Origin of the sequence: [Bacillus] caldolyticus (genome assembly GCF_003595605.1) — a bacterium.
Taxonomy (GTDB): Bacteria; Bacillota; Bacilli; order Bacillales; family Anoxybacillaceae; genus Geobacillus; species Geobacillus thermoleovorans.
In genome coordinates this window covers 3167614-3191712 of record NZ_CP025074.1, presented here as the reverse complement: position 1 = coordinate 3191712, position 24099 = coordinate 3167614, and the positions used below count along the sequence as shown (strand labels likewise).

Genomic DNA, 24099 nt, shown 5'->3' with positions numbered 1-24099 from the left:
CCCGTCTGCTCAGAACGAAGCGCTGATGACGCTTCGTGTGGGAAAAAACGGTTTCTATGTTTATTGTAGTACATCGGCCGCGTTTGGGCAATGAACAAAAAGGCAAACAACTTGCTGATGCCACCATTTCGCCATGAAATGGAAAACAAAGCGGTCAAAAAAAAAAACATGAACGATCCCGAAATGGCTCGATGACTTGGCGAAACAACACCATCTCAACGATTCACAAATCCTCCAAGAAGCCCTGAAAAAACATGAAAGGAAGAGGGCGTTGTTGCATGCTCTCTTGGACGATGCTCCCTCGTCCCCCTCCAAATCACCGCTTAGCGAAAATCTCAACTGCCATTTATTCATTGGAAAATGTTTCGCAAATCGATCACGAAATCCTTCAATACATGAACCAAAACGGCGTCATCCCGGTTGTACACTCCATGAAGTTCCAATCTTCCTGTTTTTCCGCGCAAATACACTTCCACCACTTGATTCGCCGGGTCAACGATCCAATATTCCTTCACCCCGGCCCGCTCGTACGCGATCCGTTTGTCCATCCGGTCGATTTTGGCGGTGGCGGGGGACAAGATCTCGACGACCAAATCCGGAGCCCCGACAATGCGGTTTTTTTGAATTTTGTTTTTGTCGCAGATGACGACAAGATCGGGGCATACCCAGTTTCGGACGTTTTCATCCATCCATCCCTTTCGATGATCTTCGAAAAGATACACATCGATCGGGGCGGCCAACACGCGGCAATCCTTCCCACGAAGATGCATCCCGAATTCAATGGAAAGTTGGAGCGAAACTGATTGATGTTCCGGTGTCGGCGACGGCGCCACGCTAATGATGTTCCCGTCCAAGACCTCGCACCGTTTTCCTTCCGGCCATGTCGCATACTCTTTGTAGGTCATAGGGGCCTGTTCCTTTTCTGGTGAACCCATATCCTCCACCTGCCTCCTAATTTTATATTGATTATACATCATCCATTCCTGTGTCTTGAACGATGTTTATTCCTCTTCCCGAACGAGCGGCAGGCGGACGAATACGGTCATCCCGCGTCCAAGGTCGCTGTCGAACCAAATCGCGCCGTCATGAAGAGAGACGATTTGTTTGACGATGGCAAGCCCCAAGCCGGTGCCGCCTTCTTTGCGGGTGCGGGCGCGGTCGACGCGGAAAAAGCGCTGGCCGAGAAGCGGGAGCTGGTCTTTCGGAATGCCTTTTCCCGTGTCTTGGATGACAAGCTCGCCTTCCGCTTCCGACAAGCGGGAAAGCCGCACCGTCACCGCGCCGCCTTCCGGGGTGTAGCGGATGGCGTTGTCAAGCAAGTTGCGCACGACTTGTTCGAGCCGGTCGGCGTCGCCGTTGACGATGATGTCATAGTCCAACTCGCACGCCAACTCGATCCGCTTTTGCGAGGCGATCGGTTCGTACGTGGCGATGACATCTTCGATCACTTGGGCAAACGCCACCGGCGCGCGCTCGAGCGGCACGCTTTGCCCTTCAAGGCGCGCCAGGTCAAGAAGATCGCGCACCAGCCGCTCCATCCGCTCCGTTTCGCGGTGGATAAGGCGAAGGTACGCCTTTTCTTCTTCCTTCGTTTTCGCGAGGCCAGCAAGGAGTGCTTCGCTGTATCCTTTCATATAGCTGAGCGGCGTGCGCAGCTCATGCGAGACGTTCGCTAAGAACTCGCGTTTCCGCTCGTCTTCTTTAGCAATGGCGTCCGCCATTTGGTTGAACGCCTCCGCCAGGCGGCCGATTTCATCATCGCTCCGCACGGGGATGTCCGCTTCGTAGCGTCCTTCCGCCATGCGTTCTGCCGCTTGTTCCATCGCTTGGAGCGGCTCGGTCATCTGCCGCACCATCCGTCGGCCGACAACCAAAAGCGCGGCGGCGAATATGGCGGCCAACGGCCAAAACGCGGCGGCCGCCCGCTTCGTTGCTTCCTGAACGTCGGCTAACGGCAAATACAAGTAAATCGCTCCTTCAAGCCGCTTGCCGTCCAAAAGCGGAACGACGACCGCCATCACGCGGCGGCCGAACCGCTTTTCGTATCCCGTTTTGACAACAGGCTTCCCGGCTAACAGCGTTTCCCGGTCGCGGCCGCTGACTAACGCGTCATAGTGGACCGGAAACGGAAAGCAGGCGCTCAGTTCGCGCGGGTTGTCGATCAACAAGATCGTGGCCGTTGATTTTTCGTCATACCATTCGATTTGACGGCGATATGCCTCCGTCACCGCCCCGCCGCGATAGTCGCGGGCGAGGCTCGTCCCTTCCGCGATCAACGTTCGCTCAACTTCTTTCATGTACACCGTCCGGTAAAAATAATTCAGAAGGCCAAAGGAAAACGCCAGCGTCGCCACGACCGCGGCGCCGATCGCCAGCCATAGTTTTTGTCCTAACCGAAGCCGTTTCATGTTCATCCCTCAAACTTGTAGCCGATGCCCCATACGGTTTGGATGTGGCGGGCGGCGTCTTTCAGCTTCATGCGCAGCGTTTTCACATGCGTATCGACCGTGCGGGCGTTTCCTGTATAATCATATCCCCACACTTTGACGAGCAAATCGTCGCGGCTGAACACCTGGCCGCGGTGTTTTGCCAAAAACAGCAGCAGCTCAAACTCCTTCAACGTCAGCTTCACCGCCTCGCCGCCAACGGTCACGGTTCGTCCTTTTTCGTCGATGGCAAGGTCGCCAAATTGCAGCCGGCCGTCATTCTCGCGGACGCGCTGCACCCGGCGCAACACCGCCTCAAGGCGGGCGATGAGCTCTCCTGGGCTGAACGGTTTGACGATGTAATCGTCGCCGCCAAGCTTCAATCCTTTCACTTTATCCCATTCTTCGCCAAGCGCGGTCAAAAACAAAATCGGCACGTCCGACTGCTCGCGGATGCGGGCGCAGACGGCGAATCCGTCCTGTTTTGGCATCATGACGTCCAACAGCACGGCATCAACCGGATGTTGCGAAAGCAGCACCAGCGCTTCTTCCCCGTCCCCTGCTTCGAGGCAACGAAAGCCGGCGTTTTCCAAATACATGCCAACGAGCAGGCGCATTTCTTCTTCATCATCGACGATTAAAACGGTTCGTTCGCTCATGTTCGTCCCTCCCGAATGAATAGCTGCAGCGGGCCGTCTCCCGTCTTCCAACGGGCAAGCGGACGCAGCGTCGCCTCATCGACCACGATGATTTCATCGCTGTCATAACTCGCAATATACAAACGGCTTCCTGCCGCTTCCATGGCAAACGGATTGGCGCCGACAGACGCCGAAGCGAGTTTTTTTCCTTCTTTTGAAAACTGATAGATCGTGTTCGAACCGTGGCTTAGCACAAACACGCCGCGGCCTGTTTCGACAAAATCAACCGGCATGATCGGGGCGGCAATCGTCCGCAACAAGCGGCCGTCTTGAAGCGAATAGACGTGAACATTCTTCTCCACCTTGTTTCCGCTTCCGTGTCCGCCGACCCACAGCTCCCCTTGCCGCTCGCGCATCAATCCGCCTAACGCCATCTTCGGCACAGAAAATGAGCGAATGACACGGAGGCGGCTTGCATCAATGACAAAGGCGCGGCCGTCTTGAAAGTCGATGGCATACAGCTCCGTTCCCTGGCGATTGACAAGCAGCGTCATCGGGGAGCGTCCGACCGAAAGGCGGGCGATCTCTTTCCCGTCCCGGCTCACAACGCGCACCGCGTGATGGGTGCTGTCGCCAAAAAACCACGTGCGGCCATCCGGAGATGGAGCAGCGCTCACAATGCCGCTTCCTATTTTCCATTCGCCAAGCAGCTTCCCGGTCGCGAGATCGTACCGATAGACGCCGTCAAGATCCCGCCCGTACAAAAGAAGCGTCCGGCCGTCCGAGCTCAACGCCCCGCCTTGAAACGGTTCGTTGATGTTCCAACGGGCGATCTTGCCGCCATTTTCCGCGTTCAAAAAGGTGACCGTTTCCGCTTTGACATCGAGGCTGATGACGACAGAAAGCGAATCGGCCACCGGGGGAAACGACGGATTGGCGCAGCCGCTTAGCAGAAAGAAGCAACACAACAACATCCATACGCTCGCTCGTTTCATCTCGTTTTTCTCCTTCGCACGTTCGTTTCTGTCCTCATTATACATCACATTTGTGAAAGAAGTTTGAAATCGCGCCACGCAAAAACCCCCACCGCCAACCGATGGCGATGGGGGAATCGTTAATAAATCGGCGTGTTGTCTTTGTTCATGTTTTCCAAAATCGCTTTGACGCGGGCGAGGAAGCGGCCGCAAATGAGGCCGTCCAAGACGCGGTGGTCGAGCGACAAGCATAAGTTGACCATGTCGCGGATGGCGATCATGCCGTTTTTGACGACCGGACGTTTGACGATCGTTTCCACTTGCAAAATGGCCGCTTGCGGGTAGTTGATAATGCCCATCGACTGCACCGAGCCGAACGCGCCGGTGTTGTTGACGGTGAACGTGCCGCCCTGCATGTCTTCCGGGCGCAGTTTGCCGGCGCGCGTTTTTGCCGCCAGTTCAGCGATTTCGCGGGCGATGCCTTTGATCGTTTTTTCATCGGCGTGCTTGATGACGGGCACGAACAAGGCGTCATCCGTCGCGACAGCGATGGATATGTTGATGTCCTTGCGCTGAATGATCTTATCGCCCGCCCACACTGAGTTCAACTGCGGGAATTCTTTCAGCGCTTGGGCGACCGCCTTGACGAAGAAGGCGAAATACGTCAAATTGAAGCCTTCACGCCGCCTGAACTCGTCTTTGATGGCATCGCGGTAGGCGACAAGATCGGTGACGTCGACTTCGACCATCGTCCAAGCGTGCGGCGCTTCGTGTTTGCTGCGGAGCATGTTCGCCGCAATCGCCTTGCGCACCGGGGTGACCGGAATTTCGATGTCGCCCGCTCCGGCTTCGACGTTCGGGGCCGCTGGTTTGATCGGCGCTGCCTGCGGCGCGGTTGGCGCGGCCGCGGCAGACGGTTGAACGGTTGCGGCGGCTGTGGCCGGTTGTTCCGTTCTCGGTTCCGCTTTTGGCGCGGCTTGTTCCGCCGCCGGTGCCGCTCCCGCTTTCGGAATTTGTCCAGACTCAATGAGCTTCAGCAAATCTTTGCGCGTCACCCGCCCGCCAAGGCCGGTGCCTTCGACTTGTTCGAGGTCAATGCCGTGTTCCTGAGCCAAGCGGAGCACGGCCGGCGAATAGCGGCCGTTGTTTGCCCGGCCGGCCTTTTTCGGAGCGGCTGGCTTGGCGTTGTCTTCTGCTTTCGGCGCTTCATCCGCCGGCTTCGCTTCCGAAGCCGGTGCAGCGCCTTCGACTTCGATCGTGCAAATCGGCGCGCCGACTGGGAGCGTCTCCCCTTCTTTGGCGATCAGCTCGCGGATGACGCCGGCAAACGACGACGGAATTTCCGCGCTCACTTTATCGGTAATGACTTCAGCGATCGGGTCGTATTTGTTCACTTTGTCGCCCGGGGAAACGAGCCATTTGCTGATCGTGCCTTCCGTGACGCTTTCCCCGAGCTGAGGCATCGTCAATTGTTCGATGGCCACATCGATACCCTCCTATCTCTGTTGCAATATCTTTGCCGTGACGTCCCCACGCCGTCTAGGGTTGGCTTCGAGGCCGGCGTTTGTGGGGAATCCCTTCATTAGGATGGAATGATTCCCTAACCGAACATCCCATGTTTTCCTGACGCCTCCAAGCTGGAGACGCCTTTTGTTCATCTGTTAAAACGCCGCTAATTCGCGCATTGCTTTTTCGACTTTTTCTGGATTGATCATAAAGAATTTTTCCATCGTCGGCGCATACGGCATGGCCGGAACGTCCGGGCCGGCGAGGCGCATAATCGGCGCGTCGAGATCAAACAAACAATGCTCCGCGATAATGGCGGCGACTTCGCTCATGACGCTGCCTTCTTTATTGTCTTCCGTAATGAGCAGCACTTTTCCTGTTTTGCTCGCCGCCTCGATGATCGCTTCTTTGTCGAGCGGATAGACGGTGCGCAAATCGAGCAGATGGACAGAAATGCCGTCTTGGGCGACGCGCTCGGCCGCCTGCAAGGCAAAATGGACGCACAGCCCGTACGTGATGACCGTGATGTCATCGCCTTCACGCTTGACGTCCGCCTTGCCGATCGGAAGCACGTAGTCGTCCTCCGGCACTTCCCCTTTAATGAGGCGGTAGGCGCGTTTATGCTCGAAAAAGAGCACCGGGTCTTCGTCGCGAATCGCCGCTTTCAGCAGCCCTTTCACATCGTACGGCGTCGACGGCATGACGATTTTTAACCCAGGCTGGTTGGCGAAAATCGCTTCGACTGACTGCGAATGGTACAAAGCGCCGTGAACGCCGCCGCCGTATGGGGCGCGGATGACGATCGGGCAGTTCCAGTCGTTGTTCGAGCGATAGCGGATGCGCGCCGCTTCAGAAATGATTTGGTTGACCGCCGGCATGATAAAATCGGCAAACTGAATTTCGGCAATCGGGCGCAGGCCGTACATCGCCGCGCCGATGCCGACGCCGACGATCGCCGACTCGGAAAGCGGCGTGTCGATGACGCGCTCTTCGCCGAACTGCTCGTACAATCCTTGCGTCGCTTTGAACACTCCGCCTTTCCGGCCGACGTCTTCTCCTAACACAAACACGCGCGGGTCGCGCTCCATCTCTTCACGAATCGCCATCGTAACCGCATCAATATAGGAAATAACAGGCATCGTCGATTCCCCCTTACTCCTCGGCATACACGTAGCGAAGCGCATGCTCCGGCTCGGCGTACGGAGCCTTCTCCGCGTAGTCGGTCGCTTCGTTCACTTCTTTCATGACGCGCGCTTGAATGTCCTCGTCAAGCTGGTCGGTCAAAACGCCGGTTTCTTTCAAATAGTTGGCAAACGACACGATCGGGTCTTTGGCGCGCGCTTCGGCGAGCTCTTCTTCCGTCCGATAGACGCGGTGGTCATCGTCCGACGAGTGCGACGTCAGCCGGTATGTCACGGCCTCGATGAGCGTCGGCCCTTCGCCGCGGCGGGCGCGGTCGGCCGCTTCTTTCACGACTCGGTACACTTCAAGCGGATCGGTGCCGTCGACCGTATAGCCCGGCATGCCATAGCCGATGGCGCGGTCGGACACCTTTTCGCACGCGAGTTGTTTCGAAATGGGCACGGAAATGGCGTACTTGTTGTTTTCGCACATAAAGATGACTGGGAGTTTATGAACGCCGGCGAAGTTCGCCCCTTCATGGAAGTCGCCTTGGTTCGACGACCCTTCGCCGAACGTGACGAAGGCGACAAAATCTTTCTTTTCCATTTTCGCCGCCAGCGCAAAGCCAACCGCATGCGGCACTTGCGTCGTCACGGGCGATGAACCGGTGACGATCCGGTTTTTCTTTTTCCCGAAATGCCCTGGCATTTGCCGGCCGCCGGAGTTCGGGTCTTCCGCCTTGGCAAACGCCGCCAACATCAATTCTCTCGGCGTCATGCCAAACGTCAGGACAACGCCCACATCGCGGTAATACGGCAAGACATAGTCTTTCGTCCGGTCGAGGGCGAATGCCGCGCCGACTTGCGCCGCCTCCTGCCCTTGGCATGAGATGACGAACGGAATTTTCCCCGCGCGGTTTAACAGCCACATCCGTTCATCGAGCTTGCGGGCCAAGAGCATCGTTTCATACATTTCCAACACCGTGTCATCGCTTAATCCAAGCGCCTGATGACGGTTTTGCGCCATCGCAACAACCTCCCTTAGATTCACATAGTCAACCAATGATCACGCGCCGCGCGCATACGGCGAAATCGGTTAAAAATGAATAGCTTTGCCATCGACCGCCAGCGCCGCTTCCGCCATGGCCTCTGACAGCGTCGGATGCGGATGGATCGCATGCGCCACTTCCCACGGAGCCGCATCAAGCACGCGGGCGAGACCGGCTTCGGAAATCAAATCGGTCACGTGCGGCCCGACCATATGGACGCCAAGCAGATCGTCCGTGTTCCGGTCGGCGATGAGTTTCACAAACCCTTCCGCCTCACCGAACACAAGCGCCTTGCCAATGGCTTTAAACGGAAATTTGCCGACCTTGACATCATAGCCTTTCGCTTTCGCCTCTTGTTCGGTTAAGCCGACCGCCGCCGCTTCCGGACGGGTGTAAATGCAGCGGGGCACCATCGTATAGTCAATCGGCGCTGGGTTGTGCCCGGCCAAATGCTCAATGGCGACAATCCCTTCATGGGCGGCGACATGGGCAAGCTGCAGGCCGCCGATGACATCGCCGATCGCGTAAATGTGCGATTCTTTCGTTTGGCCGAACTCGTTCGTTTGAATATACCCCTTCTCCACGACAATCTCGGTGTTTTCCAAGCCGATCCCCTCAATGTTCGCCTGCCGCCCGACGGAAACAAGCATCTTGTCGGCCGTAAACGTTTTCCGCTCGCCTTGATGCTCCGCTTGGATCGTGACGCCGTTTCCTTTCTCGAGCGTTTCCGGCAGCACTTTCGCTCCCGTGACGATGTTGACACCGCGGCGGCGGAGCAGTTTTTCCATTTCTTTTGACACGTCTTCATCTTCTGTCGGCAAAATGCGATCGGCATATTCCAGCACCGTCACGTCAACGCCGAAATCATTAAGCATGGACGCCCATTCCATGCCGATCACACCGCCGCCGACGATCAAGATGGACGAGGGGAGCGTCTCCATTTGCAACGCCTCATCGGACGTCATCACGAATTCGCCGTCCGGCTCGAGCCCCGGCAGCGTGCGCGGGCGCGAACCGGTGGCGATGACGACGAATTTCGGGACGAGCATTTCGTTTTCGCTGCCGTCGTTCATTTCGACCGACACCGTCCCCGGCAGCGGGGAAAAGATCGACGGGCCGAGCAGGCGGCCGGTGCCGGCGTACACATCGATTTTCCCTTTTTTCATCAAATGCTGCACGCCTTTGTGGAGCTGCTCAACAATCGCCGCTTTGCGCGCCTGCACTTTGGCAAAATCAAGGCGCACGCCGTCGGCGATGACGCCAAACGCCTCGCTATTTTTCGTTTGCGCGTACACTTCCGCACTGCGAAGCAGCGCTTTGGACGGAATGCAGCCGGCGTGCAGGCACGTGCCGCCGAGCTTCCCTTTTTCGACAACCGCCGTTTTCAAGCCGAGCTGCGAGGCGCGAATAGCGGCCACATAGCCACCCGTGCCGCCGCCGAGAATGACGACATCGTATTCTTTTGCCATCTTGCCTTCTCCTTTCTGTCCGTTGCCGCATCAGCGCCGGGCTGGAACCGGCGAAACGGCCTTGCCTGGATACACTTTTTCCTCTTCTTCGCCGCGCAGGACGCGAAGCGCGCCTTCAGCGAGCGCCTGCAGTTCGTTTTCGCCCGGATGGACGATGACATCGGCGATCCATTGCACGCGGCGAGTGATCTGTTCGACAAACGATTTGCCATACGCCAGTCCGCCGGTCAAAATGATGGCGTCGACTTTGCCGGAAAGCACGGCGCTTGCCGCACCGATTTCTTTCGCCACTTGGTACGCCATCGCCTCATACACGAGCTTGGCCTTTTCATCGCCGGCTTCGATCATTTTCTCGACTTTCACCGCATCATTCGTGCCAAGATAACCGACAAGGCCGCCGCCGCCGACGAGCATGTTCATGATCTCTTCGCGGTAATATTCACCAGAGAAGCATAAAGCAACCAAATCGCCCGCTGGCACCGTCCCGGCGCGCTCCGGGCTGAACGGGCCTTCGCCGTCAAGGCCGTTGTTGACATCGACGACCCTTCCTTGCTTGTGGGCGCCGACCGTGATGCCGCCGCCCATATGGGCGACGATCAAGTTCAGTTCGTCATACCGTTTCCCAAGCTGCTTGGCGACGCGGCGCGCGACCGCCTTTTGGTTTAAAGCATGGAAAATGCTGCGCCGCTCAATGAGCGGAAATCCGCTGATCCGGGCAATTGGATCGAGTTCGTCGACAACGACCGGATCGACGATAAACGCCGGGATGTTTAAGGCCGAGGCGATCTCATGCGCCAAAATGCCGCCGAGGTTGGACGCGTGCTGGCCGGAATATCCGCGCCGCAAATCTTCAAGCATCGCCTCATTGACGCGATACGTTCCGCCTTCGATCGGACGGAGAAGCCCTCCGCGGCCGCAGACGGCGCTCAACTTCGATAAATTGATTCCTTCTTCATCCAGTGCTTGCAAAATCGTTTGCTTGCGGAACTCATACTGGTCCGCGATCGTTTTATATTGCCGAAGCACGTCCGCCTCATGGCGGATCGTTTTTTCGAGCAATGGCCGTTCGTTTTCAAAGACGCCGATCTTCGTTGAAGTCGAGCCTGGATTGATCGTTAAAATGCGAAACTTCTGCTCTTCCATCGTTGCTGTCCCTCCATCATCCGCCGGCGGGGCGGAAGGCCGCCCCTCGCCACTATTAGCGGGCGCGGCGGCGGCTTAAAATATGATGGCCGTTTTGCAAAAATTGGCTGCGCGCTTTGCGCATCGTTTCAATTCGTTCTTCGGCCATCCGGTCAGCGGCCACATACGTTGGAATGTTGTCACGCTTGGCGATGGCAAACACTTTTTCGATGTTGTCATAAATTTGCTCGATTTTTTTCATCGCCCGTTCACGGTTGTAGCCGTACAGCTCATCGGCGACGTTGATGACGCCGCCGGCGTTGATCACATAATCTGGTGCATAGACGATGCCCATTTCATGGATCATGTCGCCATGGCGCGGCTCTTTCAGCTGGTTGTTCGCCGAGCCGGCGATCACTTTCGCTTTCAGCTGCGGAATCGTTTGGTCGTTGATGATGCCGCCGAGCGCGCATGGAGCAAAAATGTCGCACTCCACGCCGTAAATGTCGTTCGGGTCGACCGCTTTCGCCCCAAATTCCTCGACCGCGCGCGCCACCGCTTCCTTGTTGATGTCGGTAACGATGAGTTTCGCTCCTTCTTCGTGCAAATGGCGGCATAAATGGTAGGCGACATTGCCAACCCCTTGGACGGCGACAACTTTTCCTTCAAGCGAATCGCTGCCAAACGCTTCCTTCGCCGCCGCTTTCATCCCGCGATATACGCCGTAAGCCGTGGCCGGCGACGGGTTGCCGGATGAGCCGAATTCCGGCGAAATCCCGGTGACATAGTCCGTTTCCTGATAGATGATGTCCATATCGGCAACGGTCGTGCCGACGTCTTCCGCCGTGATGTAGCGGCCGTTCAGCCCTTGAATGAACCGGCCGAACGCGCGGAACATCGCCTCGTTTTTATCTTTGCGCGGATCGCCGATGATGACCGTCTTGCCCCCGCCTAAATTAAGGCCGGCGGCCGCGTTTTTGTACGTCATGCCGCGGGCGAGGCGCAGGGCGTCTTCAAGCGCCTCTTCTTCCGAATTGTACATCCACATGCGCGTCCCGCCGAGCGCCGGGCCGAGCGTCGTGTCATGAATGACAATGATCGCCTTCAATCCGGATTCTTTGTCTTGGCAAAACAACACTTGCTCATAATCATATTTTTCCATATATTGAAACAGTTCCATCACTGATGGCCTCCTTCATCTATTTCATTTTGCTGCCGAACAAATAGCAAGCGCCAACGAATACAGTTTGCTTTCCGCCGAGTCGGCGCGCGACGTCAACACGATCGGCGCCTTCGCCCCAGCGATGACTGCGCCGACGCGTGCGTTCGCAAAATAGACGAGCGACTTATACAGCATGTTGCCGGATTCAATGTCCGGCACAAGCAAAATATCAGCCTGTCCAGCCACTTCGCTTTCAATCCGCTTATGCTTCGCCGCCGCCAGCGACACCGCGTTGTCCAACGCAAGCGGTCCGTCAACGAGGCAATGTTCGATTTGCCCCCGCTTTTGCATCATTGCGAGCGCCGCTGCATCAAGTGTTGCCGGCATGGCCGGATTGACCGTCTCCACCGCCGCCAGCGCCGCGACTTTCGGGCGCTCGATGCCGATGGAGCGCGCGATGCTGACGGCGTTGTTGACAATTTGCACCTTTTGCTCCAAATCCGGAGCGATGTTCATCGCCGCGTCGGTGACGATGACAAATCGTTCAAACTCCGGCACCTCAAAAACAGCGACATGGGACAACACCTTCCCAGCGCGCAACCCATACTCCTTGTTCAAGACCGCTTTCAGCAGCGTTGCCGTCGGCACATGCCCTTTCATCAACGCATCCGCCTCGTTCAAATGGACGGCGCGCACGGCAAGCTCTGCGGCTTGCCCGATCGAATTCGCATGAACGACATCGACGTCGGAAAAGCGGGCGCATCCTTTTTCCTTCAACAGCCGTCCGAGCCGCTCCCGATCGCCATAAAGCACAAAGCGTCCGAGACGGTGTTCGAGCGCCATCGCCACCGCTTCAATCACTTCTTCATCTTCCGCCGCCGCCACGGCCACCGTCCGGTCCTGGCATTGTCTTGCTTCTTGCACTAACGATTCAAGCTTCATCATCTGCACCAACCTTTTCTGCAAATCGTGCGGCACAGTCTTTTTATGCAAAAACTGTGCCAACCAAAAATGACTGAAAGCGCTTTAAAACACACTACCTTCGCAAACAGATATGTGCAATATTCTTCACTCCGTGCAAATTATTGCATGATATTTTTGTCAAGCCCGTATTTCTCCAGCTTGTAATATAAATTGCGCACCGAAATGCCAAGCGCCCGGGCCGCCGCTGTTTTATTGCCGCGATGGCGGCGAAGCGCCTGCTCAATCAAGCTCGCTTCGTATCGGCTCACCATTTCCTCAAGCGGCCGAATCTCCTCTTCCGTTTCCACTCGATGAGCCGGCACTGACGAAGGCGAAGCGAGCGGCGGCAAATGCGTCGCATCGATCATCACTTCATGAAATTTCATGAAAATCATCGCCCGCCCGAGCACATTTTCGAGCTCGCGGACATTTCCCGGCCAATCATAGGCAAGAAGCTTCGCCATCGCTTCATCCGTGACACCTTCGACGTTGCGCCCGTAATCTTGGTTCAGTTTCTGGATCAAACGCCGGCAAAGAGCTGGAATGTCTTCCTTGCGGGCACGCAGCGGCGGAATATAAATCGGCATCCGATTGAGCCGATAGTATAAGTCTTCGCGAAAGGCGCCTTCGGCAATCGCTTTTTCAAGGTTGACGTTCGTGGCGGCGATGACGCGGACGTTGATCGGGATCGGCTTCGTCCCGCCGACGCGGACGATCTCCCGCTCCTGCAAGACGCGGAGCAGCTTCGCCTGCGTGCTGGCCGACAGTTCGCCGATTTCGTCAAGGAAAATGCTTCCGTTGTTTGCTTCTTCAAACAGCCCTCGCTTGCCTCCGCGCCGCGCGCCGGAAAACGCTCCTTCCTCATAGCCAAACAGTTCGCTTTCCAATAATGTTTCCGGAATGGCCGCGCAGTTGACGCGGATAAACTTGTTATACTTTCGGTCGCTCGCGTTGTGAATGGCGTGGGCGAACAGCTCCTTGCCCGTCCCTGATTCCCCCCGCAGCAAAATCGTCGCCGGTGTTTTCGCCGCCAGCTTCGCCTGCTCGATGGCAACCTTCATCTCTTCCGACTCGCCGACGATGTCGGCAAACGAATATTTCGCCTCGAGCGTGCGGATGATTTGCCGCGCCCGATTGAGTTCAGCCGTCAGCCGCTGAATTTCTGACACATCATGAATGACGCCGACGCTCCCTTTCAATACGCCATCAACAATAATCGGCGCAACATTGACGATGACATCCCGGTTTTTCGGGCCGACTTTCATGCGCGCTCCGCGCACCGGGCGGCGCGTTTTCAATACTTGCATATGCATGCTTTCCCCTTCGGCGATGTCGGCGGTCGCCGGTTTGCCGATGACGTCTTCCTCTGTCAAACCGGTGAGCCGTGTATACGCCGGGTTGATCAAAATACCGTTCCCATTTTCATCGACGACGGAAATCGCCTCTTCCGACGAATAGATGATCGCTTCGAGCATCATGCGGACTTCTTTTAAGTCGGTGATTTCTTCCGCCAAAGCGACAAGCTCGGTGATGTCCTTGAATACCGCGAGCGCCCCAAACAGTTTGCCATTGTCATCGATGATCGGGATGCGGGTGGTGATCAATTTTTTTCCATTGGCCAGCTCCACTTCTTGATGAAACTCCGTCTGCCTCGTTTCGAGCACGCGCGGCAAGCCGCTTGACGGCAGAACGGTCAAAATATGCTTGCCGATCACTTTGTCTTTATCGACTTCAAGCAGCTCCGCCGCGCTTTGATTCATATCGGTAATGTAACCATATTCATCAACGACAATCATGCCATCGTGGGACGAATGAAAGATGAGCGCGCGCCGAGCCGCTTCGCTTTTCAATTTGGCGATGAGCGCTTCTTTTTCTTCAACGAGCTCGGCCATCATCTGCGCGACTGCACTTGGGACAATATTGGCTCCCTCTGGCGCCAATCGACGGATTTCCTCAAGGACATCCGCCCTGCCCGTCGTTTCAATGATCAAATCAAGCGGCTCGGCCATCCATGGACGCCAGTCGCTCGCAGCAGCGATGCCCCATTTTTGCGCCAGTTGCACCCCCGGAGCTTGTTCATCGACGTCAACAACCGCCACAACGTCAAATCCCGACGCCCCGTGAAGCAGCTTCAAAAGCGACATTCCGCGCGAGTCAGCCCCAATGATCATCACTTTTTTCATGTCCATTCACCACACTTTATAGTATGCCAATTTTTGCAGACACTTTTATCATACTTGATTTGCTCTTTCCTTGACAAACGCCCAATAACCGCTATGATAGTCGATAAGGCTACTCTTTTCGGAAAGGAACGCGATCGCGATGGGGCGAATGATTGCGCTGTTGATTTTAGTCATTCCCGGGCTTGGAGCGGCGCTTGGCATCAAATGGATGCGCGATGCGTTGTTTGGCATCAACGGGCCGCTGTTTTCTGCCTTATGGCTGCAATTTCTCGCCGGGCTCGCGCTGTTTGCCGCTGGGCTGGCGTTTCTCGGCGGTTTTTTGCTGCACCGCGACCGGAAACGCAACAAAGTGCAGGCGCGTTTTCAACGAAAACGAAAAACGCCTTGACCCGGAACGTTGATGCCTATTACACTGGGAAAACATCCATTTCAAGGCAAACAAAAAATGCCTTAACGTCTCTCGTTAAGGCGTTTTCTCTTTCCATTGCTTCGCTTGGCGCGGGTAGTCGGTGAAGACGGCGTCAACGCCATAAGCAAACATCGTTTTCATCACATTTCGCTTATTTACCGTAAACGGGCGGACCGCCACCCCGCGCCGCCGCGCTTCGGCGGCAAATTCCGCCGTCACCGTCCGATAGTGCGGATGCACCCCGTCGGCGTTCATGGCACGCACATACGTCCATGGGGCATACAGCGGCTCAATGTACAAGAGCGCCGTCTCGATTTCCGGTGCAAGCGTTCGGCAAAGGCGCATGCTATGATGATTGAACGATGACAAAATCGTCCGCTTCTCAAGCCCATAGCGGCGCACGAGGGAGATCGTTTTTTGCTCAAGCGTTTCGTAGGCGATGAGGCTATTTTTCAGCTCGATGTTGACCGCCATCCGTGTTGATGACAGCCAAGCAAGCACTTCCTCAAGATGCGGAATCGGACAATGGCCGTGTTTGCCGTCCCACATGGCCGCCGCGTTCAATCGGCGCAGTTCGCGGTACGTGATGTCTTTCACCCAGCCGCTGCCGTCCGTCGTCCGGTCGACCGTTTCGTCATGAATGACGACCACTTCGCCGTCTTTTGTGAGCTGCACATCCAATTCAATGCCGTCCGCTCCCGCTTTTTCCGCCTCGATAAACGCCGCCATCGTATTTTCCGGGTGCGTCCCCGCCGCCCCGCGGTGGGCAAAAATCAATGTCATTCTGCCTTCTTCCTTTCGCATTTATTCGCCGTTCAGCCAACGAGCTGGCCGAAACCGGCGGTCGTTCGTTATACTAAAAATAATACTATGAACAAACGAGGTGGAGATGATGCAGCCGTTGAAAATTTCGCTGGAAACAGCGCAAAAGCTGGCCAAAGCGCTCGGCGTGCCGATCGAGCAGATCATGCATATGCCGCCGCACATTTTGGTGAACAAGCTGCTGGAATTGGAGAAAAAAGAAAAAGAAAACGACCCATCTTAACCGTCTGGCCCTTGGCGGTAAAGCCGCCTCTGTGCACCACACCGGCGCAAGCCACGTTCCCCCTTTTTTCGTTCCAGCAAGCCGCCAAACGGCAAAAAAGACGCCCCCGATTGCGGAGCGTCTTGCCGCTTTGGCTATCATTCGTTTTCCGTTACGATGCTTTATGCTCAAGCCGGAGCTTATCGGCCACCATGGCGATGAATTCCGAGTTTGTCGGCTTTGCCTTCGAGACGCTCACCGTATAGCCGAACAGCGAGGAAATCGATTCGAGGTTGCCGCGGCTCCAAGCGACTTCGATCGCATGGCGAATGGCGCGCTCGACGCGGCTGGCCGTCGTGTTGTATTTTTTCGCGATGTCCGGATAGAGCACTTTCGTGATGGAGCCGAGCAGTTCGATGTCGTGGTACACCATCGCGATCGCTTCGCGCAAGTACAGATAGCCTTTAATATGCGCCGGGACGCCGATTTCATGGATGATGCTCGTAATGCTCGCATCCAAATTTTTCGGTTTGTTGTCGCGCGCCTGGTAGGCAGAGCCGGTTTTTCTGACCATCGGCGCCGTTTTGCCATGAATCTGCCAAATGTGATGGACCAAATTCTCCATGTCGAACGGTTTTAAAATGAAGTAGGAAGCGCCGAGTTCCACTGCCTTTTTCGTGACATCCTCCTGGCCGAACGCCGTCAGCATAATGACGCTCGGCTGATGCTCACAACCTGCGCGGACTTTCTCAAGCACAGCCAACCCATCCAAGTGCGGCATAATGATGTCCAGAAGCAAAATATCCGGCCGCTTTTCCTCGAGCATATGAAGGCAATCTTGGCCGTTATACGCCGTGCCAATCACTTCCATGTCCGGCTGACTCGAGATATATTCGTCAAGCAATGTCACCAATTCGCGGTTATCATCGGCAATGCACACCTTAATGCTCAAAACGATCGTCCTCCCCCACTTTTTCTTGCTATGTAACATTCCATTAACGTACATTCGACAACAGCGGCAAAAAATCCTTTTATTTTTCAAAAAATAAAAATTATAACAAAAAACGAGCTCATTAGACAATATTCGTTTTCACCAGCGATGCGTTTGTCGAAAAATCTTTACACATTTCATTTTAATGGATGTTTCACCAAATATCTATGCCAAACCGGCAAAATTTTTGCCGCCTTTTTTGAAAAATTTTTAGTGGCAGCCTAACCAATATGGCGGAATCAATCAAGCCGCTCACAGCATTTCGAAACATTGACCTTGGGATGATCAGGAAGAGATGAATGGTGACCAAATCATCACTCGTCATTTCACCAAATATACGCAAGAATCGAATGTTGGCTGCCGGGAAAAAGCGAGCCGACTTTGTCAGCTCGCTTTCTTTTGTTTGCCGTATAGATCGATGCCTGCCTCTTGCAGCATCCACTCAATGTGGACGCCATAGCCGGATGTCGGATCGTTCACGAAAACGTGCGTCACTGCGCCGACAAGTTTTCCATCCTGAATGATCGGACTGCCGCTCATCCCTTGGACGATGCCCCCTGTTTTCTTTAACAAGCGCGGGTCCGTGACGCGAATCACGAGGCCTTTGGTCGCCGGAAATTTCTGCGGAATGGTGCTGACAATTTCCACGTCAAACTGCTCGACTTTGTCGTTTTCCACCACTGTCAATATTTTTGCCGGTCCTTCTTTCACTTGGTTCGCCAAGGCAACCGGGATCGGTTTTGTGAACGGACCGTTCGGCAGTGGTTTGATCAGCTTGCCGAAAATGCCAAACGGGCTGTTGGTGGTGATCGTGCCGATCACTTCTTCGCCGTCGGAAAAGCGGGCTAATTTTTCACCTGGATTGCCGCTCGTCCCTTTTTCGATCGATGTGACGGTCGAGCGCATAATTTGCCCGTTTTGCACGACAATCGGCTTTTTCGTATCCATGTCAGAGATGACATGGCCAAGTGCGCCATATGTTTTTGATTTGGGGTCGTAAAATGTCATCGTCCCGATGCCGGCGGCCGAATCGCGAATGTACAGGCCGATGCGGTACACATCGTCATGCTTGTCTCTCAGCGGAACGAGCTTCACCGTCATGGAGTGCTGATCGCGCAGAATTTTTAGATGAAGCGGTTTTCCCGTTTTGCCGGCCTCCTCGATGAAAGGGGAAAGGTCGCTCATGTTTTCGATTTTTTGGCCGTTAATGCCGATAATGATGTCGCCGACTTGAATGCCGGCTGCCTCTCCCGGCGATTTTTTCCCGTTTTCGGTTTCGACAAGGTGGTAACCGACGACAAGAACGCCGACGGTATTGAGCTTGACGCCGATCGATTGTCCGCCGGGAATGACTTTGAGCGTCGGCAGCACGTTGACATCCACTTGCTTGATCGGCATTCCGGCAACCTGCAACATCATCGTTTCATGTCCGCGGCGTTTCGCCTTTACAGACAGAGAACCGTTTTTTCGCTCAATATTGAGCGTTTCGGGAGCGTTTCGGTCATTGACGGCCGCTTGCACGGGAAGGGAAGCGGCAGGAAATTCAACCGCATCGCCTTCAAACAGGACAAGCTGCTTCGGAATTTGCCAATATTCCTTCATCGGTTTGGAAAAGGCGATGGCCGTCAATATACCAAGGAGAAGCACTCCTGCGATTTTTCGCGCCGTTTCTTTATTCAATGTCGTCCACTCTCCTCGCTCCCGCCTACACCATGCAAAAACGGTTACAGTTTTAATTTTGCCTGAACCGGGGAAAATATAATCGCCCTGTCGATAAAAAAGCTGCCCGGAATTGGATGGACTTGCATCCGGACAGCCGCGCGGCTTTTTGCTTATCTTTATGAAACACCGTAGTTCTCTTAAGGAAAGCGGGCGCCAAGGCAGAACAGGCAGGCGGAATCGGCCCGCTTTGAGAGGGATGCGCCTCCCCTCGACGAACAGGGGAAACAGGAATCAATGTTTCATTTTCGCCGCCAGTTCCAACAGCTCTTTGGCATGCCGTTTCGTCAATTCCGTCATCTCGACGCCGGAAATCATCCGCCCGATTTCTTTCACTTTCTCCTCCTCATTGAGCTTCCTCACGACTGTTTTCGTCCGTTCCCCATCCGTCTCTTTGGCGATCAACAAGTGCGTGTCCGCCATCGCAGCGACTTGCGGCAGATGGGAAATGCAAAGCACTTGCGACTGGCTGGCGATGCGGTAAATTTTTTCCGCCATTGCCTGGGCGACGCGTCCGCTGACACCGGTGTCGACCTCATCAAAAACAATCGACGTCACTCCTTGATGTTTGGAAAAAATCGTTTTCAACGCCAGCATAATGCGCGACAGCTCGCCGCCGGAAGCGACTTTGACGAGCGGTTTTAACGGCTCGCCGACGTTCGTCGAAATGTAAAACTCGACGACATCGATGCCATCTTCTTGGAACCTAACCGGCACGCCGTCGACCAAGGGAGCGTCAAGCGATCCTTCGCGCTTGGCAAATACGATGTCAAATTTCGTTTTGTCCATGTACAAGTCTTTCAGTTCTTGATGAATGCGCTCAATCAGGCGCCGGGCATATGTTTGCCGAACAGCGGTGACGTTTTTCGCCTCCGTGAGCAACTCGTCCGTCACCAGAGCGAGCTGCTGCGTAAGCTCATGCACATGCGTTTCGCGATTTTCGATTGTCTCGATTTCCTCGGCGATCGTCTCGGCATAGTGCAAAATATCGGCGATCGTCGCCCCGTATTTTCGTTTGAGCTGCCCGATTTCCGCGAGACGGCTTTCAATGGCATCGAGCCGCTCTGGGTCGTATTCCATCTCCTCAATTTGATCGCGCAGCTTGTACATGACTTCCTCGAGCAAATAGTAGCAGTTCGCCGTCGTTTCATGCGCATCTTTGAGCGCTGCATCCATGCCTGCGACGTCATCGAGATGGCGCATCGCCTCCCCGATGGAATCAAGCCCGCGTCCCTCTCCGGAGAGGGCCTCATAGCTTTTCTGCAGCGCGGTATAAATTTTTTGAAAATTGACGATGCGAACTTTTTCCTCCATCAGCCGCTCGTCCTCGCCCGGCTCGAGCGCCGCCTGCTCGATTTCACGCAGCTGAAACGTCAGCAAATCAAGCCGGTGCGCCATTTGCTGTTCATTTTCGCTCAGCTTTTTCAATTTGTTTCCGAGCTCCTCATACCGCTCGTAGACCGCGCGGTAGCGAGCAAGCGCCTCTGCCGCCTCTAGGCCGCCGAACTCGTCTAAAAGCGGCAGATGGCGGGACGGATCCATCAGTTCTTGATGTTCATGCTGGCCGTGAATATCAACAAGCGTCGCCCCGATGTCGCGCAGCACCGCCGTCGTGACGAGCTTGCCGTTAATGCGGCAGACGCTTTTGCCGTTGGCGAAAATATCGCGGCGCAACACGATCATGCCGTCGCTGGCGTCGATGCCAACGTCTGCGCATTTTTGCCAGCACGGATGGCGGTCATCATCAAGCAAAAACAGCCCTTCGATTTCCGCCTTTTCCGCTCCAAAGCGGACAAATTCAGCGGAGCCGCGTCCGCCGATCAACAAATGAATCGCGTCGATGATGATCGATTTGCCGGCTCCCGTTTCGCCGGTTAACACCGTCAGCCCTTTGTCAAACGACAACGAGAGCGACTCGATAATGGCGAAATTTTTAATCGACAGCTCGGCGAGCATTTCACCACTCCTTGCCTGTCCGATTAATTCCACTTTTGATTATAGCACGTATGTTCGGATTTGCAAACGAGGACCGCCCTGTCGTTCCGTCCTTGAACGTGGAACGGAAGCTGGGCCGGTCCTCGCCTAGAGCATGGACAACAGCTGGTCGGACACTTTTTCCGCATCTTTCGGAGTACGGCAGATGATCAGGCACGTATCGTCGCCGCAAATCGTACCGACGATTTCGTTCCAATCCAAATTGTCGAGCAAGACGCCGACGGCATGGGCGTTGCCCGGCAGCGTCCGCAACACAAGCAAGTTGCCCGTTCCGTCAAGCTTCACAAACACATCAACAAGCGCCCGCTTCAGCTTTTGCAACGGATTGAAGCGCTGGTCGGACGGAAGGCTGTACTTGTAGCGGCCGTTGGCCATCGGCACTTTGACGAGCTGCATTTCTTTAATGTCGCGCGAGACGGTCGCCTGGGTGACGTTAAAGCCAGCTTCTCTCAGCCGGTCGACAAGCTCGTCTTGCGTTTCAATGTCATGGTTCATAATGATTTCGCGAATTTTAATATGCCTTTGCCCTTTGTTCACATTGCGCCACCTCCCCGCTTTTCAAAGTGCAGAGCAGATTGTCCGTCCCGCCGACGCTATTTGCCGCTTGGCTCCACGCTCCCCGCCCGCAATCGGGCATGCGCCTCGCTCACCACGTCGGCGACGGATGCTGGCAGTCGGTTTTCTCCCTCCCGGTTTCCTCCAGGATAGGCAGCATGAAGCAAAAATTCAATATTGCCGTCGCCGCCGGTAATCGGTGAATACGTTAAATGAAGAACATCGAACCCTTCCGCGCAGGCGAATTGAATGATCGATTCGAGCACTTCCTCGTGAATGTTCGGATCGCGGATGATCCCTTTTTTGCCGACCTTTTCCTTGCCGGCTTCAAACTGCGGCTTGACGAGAGCAATCACATCGCCGCCCGGCACCATGACCGTCTTGACGACCGGCAAAATGAGCCGCAGCGAAATAAACGAGACATCGATGACAGCTACTTCCGGCAGCCCTTTCGTAAACTGATCCGGCGTCACGTAGCGGAAGTTCGTCCGCTCCATTACAACGACGCGCTCGTCTTGACGCAGCTTCCAGGCAAGCTGGTTGTAGCCGACATCGACGGCATACGTCAGCTTCGCCCCATGCTGCAAGGCGCAGTCGGTGAAACCGCCGGTCGACGCGCCGATGTCAAGAACAATTTTATTTTCCACGCGAATATGAAACTCGCGCAACGCTTTTTCCAGTTTCAACCCACCGCGGCTGACGTACGGAAGCGGGTTGCCTTTCACCTCAAGCGGAATGTCAACCGGTACTTTTTCCCCGGGCTTATCGAGTCGAACGTCGTTTGAATAGACAAGCCCGGCCATGATCGCTCGCTTCGCCTTTTCCCGCGTTTCCGCCAGCCCTCGTTCGACAAGCAGCACATCGAGCCGTTCTTTTTTTCCTTTCATGTCTCAAGCCCTTTTCTGTTTTCTTGGCACCATCGTTTTGATGCGGTCGATGATATGGGTCGACGTCAGCCCGATTTCATTGAGCAGCTCGCTGACGCTTCCATGTTCGATAAAGCGGTCCGGGATGCCCATCCGTTCGATGACCGCTCCGTGATAACCATGATCATGAGCAAACTCCAACACAGCACTGCCAAAGCCGCCTTGCAGCACCGCCTCTTCGACCGTTAAGATCGGCAGGCGGCTCTCAAGCAGTTCGTGAAGCATCGCCACGTCCATCGGCTTCAAAAAGCGAGCGTTGACGACTTTCACCGATATGCCGTCTTTCGCCAGCTCGTCGGCCGCCTTAAGCGCCATCGAAATCGTCGTGCCAAACGTCAAAATCGCCGCATCGCAGCCGTCGCGCAACACTTCCCACGTGCCGATTGGGATTTCTTTCAGCTCCTCATCAAGCGGTACGCCAAGCCCGTTGCCGCGCGGGAAACGCATGGCGATTGGCCCGTCGTCGTAGCGGATGGCGGTGTACACCATGTGCTGTCCTTCGTTTTCGTCTTTTGGCATCATCAACACCAAATTCGGCACATGGCGCAAAAAGGCGATGTCAAACACCCCTTGGTGCGTTTCGCCGTCCGCCCCGACCAACCCAGCACGGTCAATGGCGAAAAAGACATTTAAGTTTTGCCGGCATACATCATGGACGACTTGGTCATAGGCGCGCTGCAAAAATGTCGAATAAATGGCCAAAAACGGTTTCATCCCTTGCGTCGCCAATCCAGCCGCGAGCGTTGTCGCGTGCTGCTCGGCGATGCCAACATCAAACATCCGATCTGGGAACTCGCTTGCGAACCCTTCCAGCTTCGAGCCGACCGGCATCGCCGGCGTAATCGCGACGATGCGCGGGTCGGTGCGGGCGAGCCGGCGCACGGTTTCGCTGACAAGCGCGCTCCATGACGGACCGGCCTCTTTCGTTTTGACAAAAGCGCCGGTTTCGATTTTGTACGGCCCTGTGCCGTGCCATGTGCCGACTTTGTCGTTTTCCGCCGGACTGTATCCTTTCCCTTTCTTCGTGATGACATGCACAAGCACGGGGCCTTTCATCTTCTTCGCATAGCGCAAGTTCTCAAGCAAATCCTCAAAATCGTGGCCGTCGACCGGGCCTAAATACGTAAACCCGAGCTCTTCGAAAAACACGCCGGAGACAAGCAAATATTTCAAGCTGTCTTTCAGCCGCTCGGCGGTCGCCGCCAGCTTGCCGCCGACCGCTGGGATGCGCTTGAGCAGCAGCTCCAGTTCATCTTTCACCCACTGGTATTTGCCGGCGGTGCGCAACCGACCGAGGATGTTGTGCAACGCGCCGACGTTCGGAGCGATCGACATTTCATTGTCGTTTAAGATGACAATCATATCCGTTTTCTCATGCCCGATATGGTTGAGCGCCTCAAGCGCCATGCCGCCGGTGAGCGCCCCGTCGCCGATGATCGGCACGATGTATTCATCCGTCCCTTTCAAATCACGGGCGATCGCCATTCCCATCGCCGCCGACAGCGACGTCGAGCTATGGCCCGTTTCCCACACGTCATGCTCGCTTTCGCTCCGTTTCGGGAACCCGGACAGCCCCTTGTATTGGCGGAGCGTGTCGAACGCGGCGGCGCGTCCGGTCAAAATTTTATGCACGTATGACTGGTGTCCGACATCCCAAATGAGCTTGTCTTTTGGGCTGTCGAATTCGCGGTGGAGGGCGATCGTCAGCTCGACGACCCCTAAGTTCGGGCCGATATGTCCGCCCGTTTTCGACAACTTCTCAATTAAAAACCGCCGAATCTCGGCGCTTAACCGTTTCAGCTCAGGAATGGACATGTTTTTGACAACGCGCGGATGGTCAATTTTTGTCAAGTCCAACAAAGATCAC

Annotated in this window: 21 protein-coding genes and 1 pseudogene; 3 read left to right on the top strand and 19 right to left on the bottom strand. The window is 55.4% G+C overall.

Annotated elements, in window-relative coordinates:
- Nucleotides 1-117 precede the first annotated feature (117 nt).
- Nucleotides 118-256 (top strand): annotated as a pseudogene (locus tag CWI35_RS18635) (type II toxin-antitoxin system HicB family antitoxin); the annotation flags it as partial.
- A 94-nt stretch (nucleotides 257-350) separates the two neighbouring features.
- Here the strand turns inward: CWI35_RS18635 and CWI35_RS16585 are convergent.
- The 12 genes from CWI35_RS16585 to CWI35_RS16530 all read right to left on the bottom strand — a co-directional run bounded on the left by CWI35_RS16585 (nucleotide 351) and on the right by CWI35_RS16530 (nucleotide 14613).
- Nucleotides 351-935, bottom strand: a complete 585-nt coding sequence (locus CWI35_RS16585) for a Uma2 family endonuclease (RefSeq protein WP_033845388.1) — start codon at nucleotides 933-935, stop codon at nucleotides 351-353.
- Between the two features lie 66 nt (nucleotides 936-1001).
- Entirely contained in the window at nucleotides 1002-2408 is a 1407-nt protein-coding gene (locus CWI35_RS16580; RefSeq protein WP_011231855.1) for a sensor histidine kinase, read from the bottom strand.
- A gap of 2 nt (nucleotides 2409-2410) precedes the next feature.
- Complete coding sequence (locus tag CWI35_RS16575) at nucleotides 2411-3085, bottom strand: response regulator transcription factor (protein WP_011231856.1); 675 nt, start codon at nucleotides 3083-3085, stop codon at nucleotides 2411-2413.
- Nucleotides 3082-4059 (bottom strand): YncE family protein, encoded by a 978-nt coding sequence (locus tag CWI35_RS16570; protein WP_047758052.1) that lies wholly within the window; start codon nucleotides 4057-4059, stop codon nucleotides 3082-3084. Before CWI35_RS16570 ends, CWI35_RS16575 begins: the two co-directional genes overlap by 4 nt.
- Before the next feature lie 119 nt (nucleotides 4060-4178).
- Nucleotides 4179-5522, bottom strand: coding sequence for a dihydrolipoamide acetyltransferase family protein (locus CWI35_RS16565; RefSeq protein WP_011231858.1), 1344 nt, complete (start codon nucleotides 5520-5522; stop codon nucleotides 4179-4181).
- A gap of 177 nt (nucleotides 5523-5699) precedes the next feature.
- Entirely contained in the window at nucleotides 5700-6683 is a 984-nt protein-coding gene (locus CWI35_RS16560) for an alpha-ketoacid dehydrogenase subunit beta (protein WP_011231859.1), read from the bottom strand.
- Between the two features lie 13 nt (nucleotides 6684-6696).
- Nucleotides 6697-7692, bottom strand: coding sequence for a thiamine pyrophosphate-dependent dehydrogenase E1 component subunit alpha (locus CWI35_RS16555; RefSeq protein WP_011231860.1), 996 nt, complete (start codon nucleotides 7690-7692; stop codon nucleotides 6697-6699).
- Nucleotides 7693-7761: 69 nt separating this feature from the next.
- Nucleotides 7762-9183 (bottom strand): dihydrolipoyl dehydrogenase, encoded by a 1422-nt coding sequence (lpdA, locus tag CWI35_RS16550; RefSeq protein WP_119877932.1) that lies wholly within the window; start codon nucleotides 9181-9183, stop codon nucleotides 7762-7764.
- A gap of 30 nt (nucleotides 9184-9213) precedes the next feature.
- On the bottom strand, nucleotides 9214-10326 hold the full coding sequence (buk, locus tag CWI35_RS16545) for a butyrate kinase (RefSeq protein ID WP_011231862.1): 1113 nt from the start codon (nucleotides 10324-10326) through the stop codon (nucleotides 9214-9216).
- Nucleotides 10327-10381: 55 nt separating this feature from the next.
- Entirely contained in the window at nucleotides 10382-11485 is a 1104-nt protein-coding gene (locus CWI35_RS16540; protein WP_011231863.1) for a leucine dehydrogenase, read from the bottom strand.
- Nucleotides 11486-11509: 24 nt separating this feature from the next.
- Complete coding sequence (yqiS, locus tag CWI35_RS16535; protein WP_011231864.1) at nucleotides 11510-12409, bottom strand: phosphate butyryltransferase; 900 nt, start codon at nucleotides 12407-12409, stop codon at nucleotides 11510-11512.
- Nucleotides 12410-12549: 140 nt separating this feature from the next.
- Nucleotides 12550-14613 carry a sigma-54 interaction domain-containing protein gene (locus CWI35_RS16530; RefSeq protein WP_042381003.1) on the bottom strand — a complete coding sequence of 688 codons (2064 nt, stop codon included), beginning with the start codon at nucleotides 14611-14613 and terminating at the stop codon, nucleotides 12550-12552.
- Between the two features lie 139 nt (nucleotides 14614-14752).
- Here CWI35_RS16530 and CWI35_RS16525 point away from each other — a divergent pair, with 139 nt between their 5' ends.
- Complete coding sequence (locus CWI35_RS16525; RefSeq protein ID WP_011231866.1) at nucleotides 14753-15001, top strand: DUF2627 domain-containing protein; 249 nt, start codon at nucleotides 14753-14755, stop codon at nucleotides 14999-15001.
- A gap of 75 nt (nucleotides 15002-15076) precedes the next feature.
- On the opposite strand, the gene CWI35_RS16520 is transcribed toward CWI35_RS16525, so the two are convergent.
- Nucleotides 15077-15805 (bottom strand): glycerophosphodiester phosphodiesterase, encoded by a 729-nt coding sequence (locus tag CWI35_RS16520; protein WP_011231867.1) that lies wholly within the window; start codon nucleotides 15803-15805, stop codon nucleotides 15077-15079.
- Between the two features lie 109 nt (nucleotides 15806-15914).
- Here CWI35_RS16520 and CWI35_RS16515 point away from each other — a divergent pair, with 109 nt between their 5' ends.
- Nucleotides 15915-16067, top strand: a complete 153-nt coding sequence (locus CWI35_RS16515) for a YycC family protein (RefSeq protein WP_011231868.1) — start codon at nucleotides 15915-15917, stop codon at nucleotides 16065-16067.
- A gap of 151 nt (nucleotides 16068-16218) precedes the next feature.
- Here the strand turns inward: CWI35_RS16515 and spo0A are convergent, their stop codons facing one another.
- The 6 genes from spo0A to dxs form a co-directional block, all read right to left on the bottom strand.
- On the bottom strand, nucleotides 16219-17037 hold the full coding sequence (gene spo0A, locus CWI35_RS16510; protein ID WP_205536319.1) for a sporulation transcription factor Spo0A: 819 nt from the start codon (nucleotides 17035-17037) through the stop codon (nucleotides 16219-16221).
- A gap of 384 nt (nucleotides 17038-17421) precedes the next feature.
- Nucleotides 17422-18717, bottom strand: a complete 1296-nt coding sequence (gene spoIVB, locus CWI35_RS16505; RefSeq protein ID WP_011231870.1) for a SpoIVB peptidase — start codon at nucleotides 18715-18717, stop codon at nucleotides 17422-17424.
- Between the two features lie 273 nt (nucleotides 18718-18990).
- Nucleotides 18991-20712, bottom strand: a complete 1722-nt coding sequence (gene recN, locus CWI35_RS16500; protein ID WP_033025834.1) for a DNA repair protein RecN — start codon at nucleotides 20710-20712, stop codon at nucleotides 18991-18993.
- Between the two features lie 126 nt (nucleotides 20713-20838).
- Nucleotides 20839-21288: a transcriptional regulator AhrC/ArgR gene (gene ahrC, locus CWI35_RS16495; RefSeq protein ID WP_011231872.1), complete on the bottom strand. Its 450-nt coding sequence runs from the start codon at nucleotides 21286-21288 to the stop codon at nucleotides 20839-20841.
- A 56-nt stretch (nucleotides 21289-21344) separates the two neighbouring features.
- Nucleotides 21345-22193, bottom strand: a complete 849-nt coding sequence (locus CWI35_RS16490; protein WP_011231873.1) for a TlyA family RNA methyltransferase — start codon at nucleotides 22191-22193, stop codon at nucleotides 21345-21347.
- Nucleotides 22194-22196: 3 nt separating this feature from the next.
- Nucleotides 22197-24089 carry a 1-deoxy-D-xylulose-5-phosphate synthase gene (gene dxs / locus CWI35_RS16485; protein WP_033004878.1) on the bottom strand — a complete coding sequence of 631 codons (1893 nt, stop codon included), beginning with the start codon at nucleotides 24087-24089 and terminating at the stop codon, nucleotides 22197-22199.
- Between the last annotated feature and the right edge of the window lie 10 nt (nucleotides 24090-24099).

Coding starts and splice junctions, on each gene's coding strand:
- CWI35_RS16585 (WP_033845388.1), bottom strand. CDS start 935: ATGGGTTCACCAGAAAAGGAACAGGCCCCTATGACCTACAAAGAGTAT.
- CWI35_RS16580 (WP_011231855.1), bottom strand. CDS start 2,408: ATGAAACGGCTTCGGTTAGGACAAAAACTATGGCTGGCGATCGGCGCC.
- CWI35_RS16575 (WP_011231856.1), bottom strand. CDS start 3,085: ATGAGCGAACGAACCGTTTTAATCGTCGATGATGAAGAAGAAATGCGC.
- CWI35_RS16570 (WP_047758052.1), bottom strand. CDS start 4,059: ATGAAACGAGCGAGCGTATGGATGTTGTTGTGTTGCTTCTTTCTGCTA.
- CWI35_RS16560 (WP_011231859.1), bottom strand. CDS start 6,683: ATGCCTGTTATTTCCTATATTGATGCGGTTACGATGGCGATTCGTGAA.
- CWI35_RS16555 (WP_011231860.1), bottom strand. CDS start 7,692: ATGGCGCAAAACCGTCATCAGGCGCTTGGATTAAGCGATGACACGGTG.
- lpdA (WP_119877932.1), bottom strand. CDS start 9,183: ATGGCAAAAGAATACGATGTCGTCATTCTCGGCGGCGGCACGGGTGGC.
- buk (WP_011231862.1), bottom strand. CDS start 10,326: ATGGAAGAGCAGAAGTTTCGCATTTTAACGATCAATCCAGGCTCGACT.
- CWI35_RS16540 (WP_011231863.1), bottom strand. CDS start 11,485: ATGGAACTGTTTCAATATATGGAAAAATATGATTATGAGCAAGTGTTG.
- yqiS (WP_011231864.1), bottom strand. CDS start 12,409: ATGAAGCTTGAATCGTTAGTGCAAGAAGCAAGACAATGCCAGGACCGG.
- CWI35_RS16530 (WP_042381003.1), bottom strand. CDS start 14,613: ATGAAAAAAGTGATGATCATTGGGGCTGACTCGCGCGGAATGTCGCTT.
- CWI35_RS16525 (WP_011231866.1), top strand. CDS start 14,753: ATGGGGCGAATGATTGCGCTGTTGATTTTAGTCATTCCCGGGCTTGGA.
- CWI35_RS16520 (WP_011231867.1), bottom strand. CDS start 15,805: ATGACATTGATTTTTGCCCACCGCGGGGCGGCGGGGACGCACCCGGAA.
- CWI35_RS16515 (WP_011231868.1), top strand. CDS start 15,915: ATGCAGCCGTTGAAAATTTCGCTGGAAACAGCGCAAAAGCTGGCCAAA.
- spo0A (WP_205536319.1), bottom strand. CDS start 17,037: ATGTTACATAGCAAGAAAAAGTGGGGGAGGACGATCGTTTTGAGCATT.
- recN (WP_033025834.1), bottom strand. CDS start 20,712: ATGCTCGCCGAGCTGTCGATTAAAAATTTCGCCATTATCGAGTCGCTC.
- CWI35_RS16490 (WP_011231873.1), bottom strand. CDS start 22,193: ATGAAAGGAAAAAAAGAACGGCTCGATGTGCTGCTTGTCGAACGAGGG.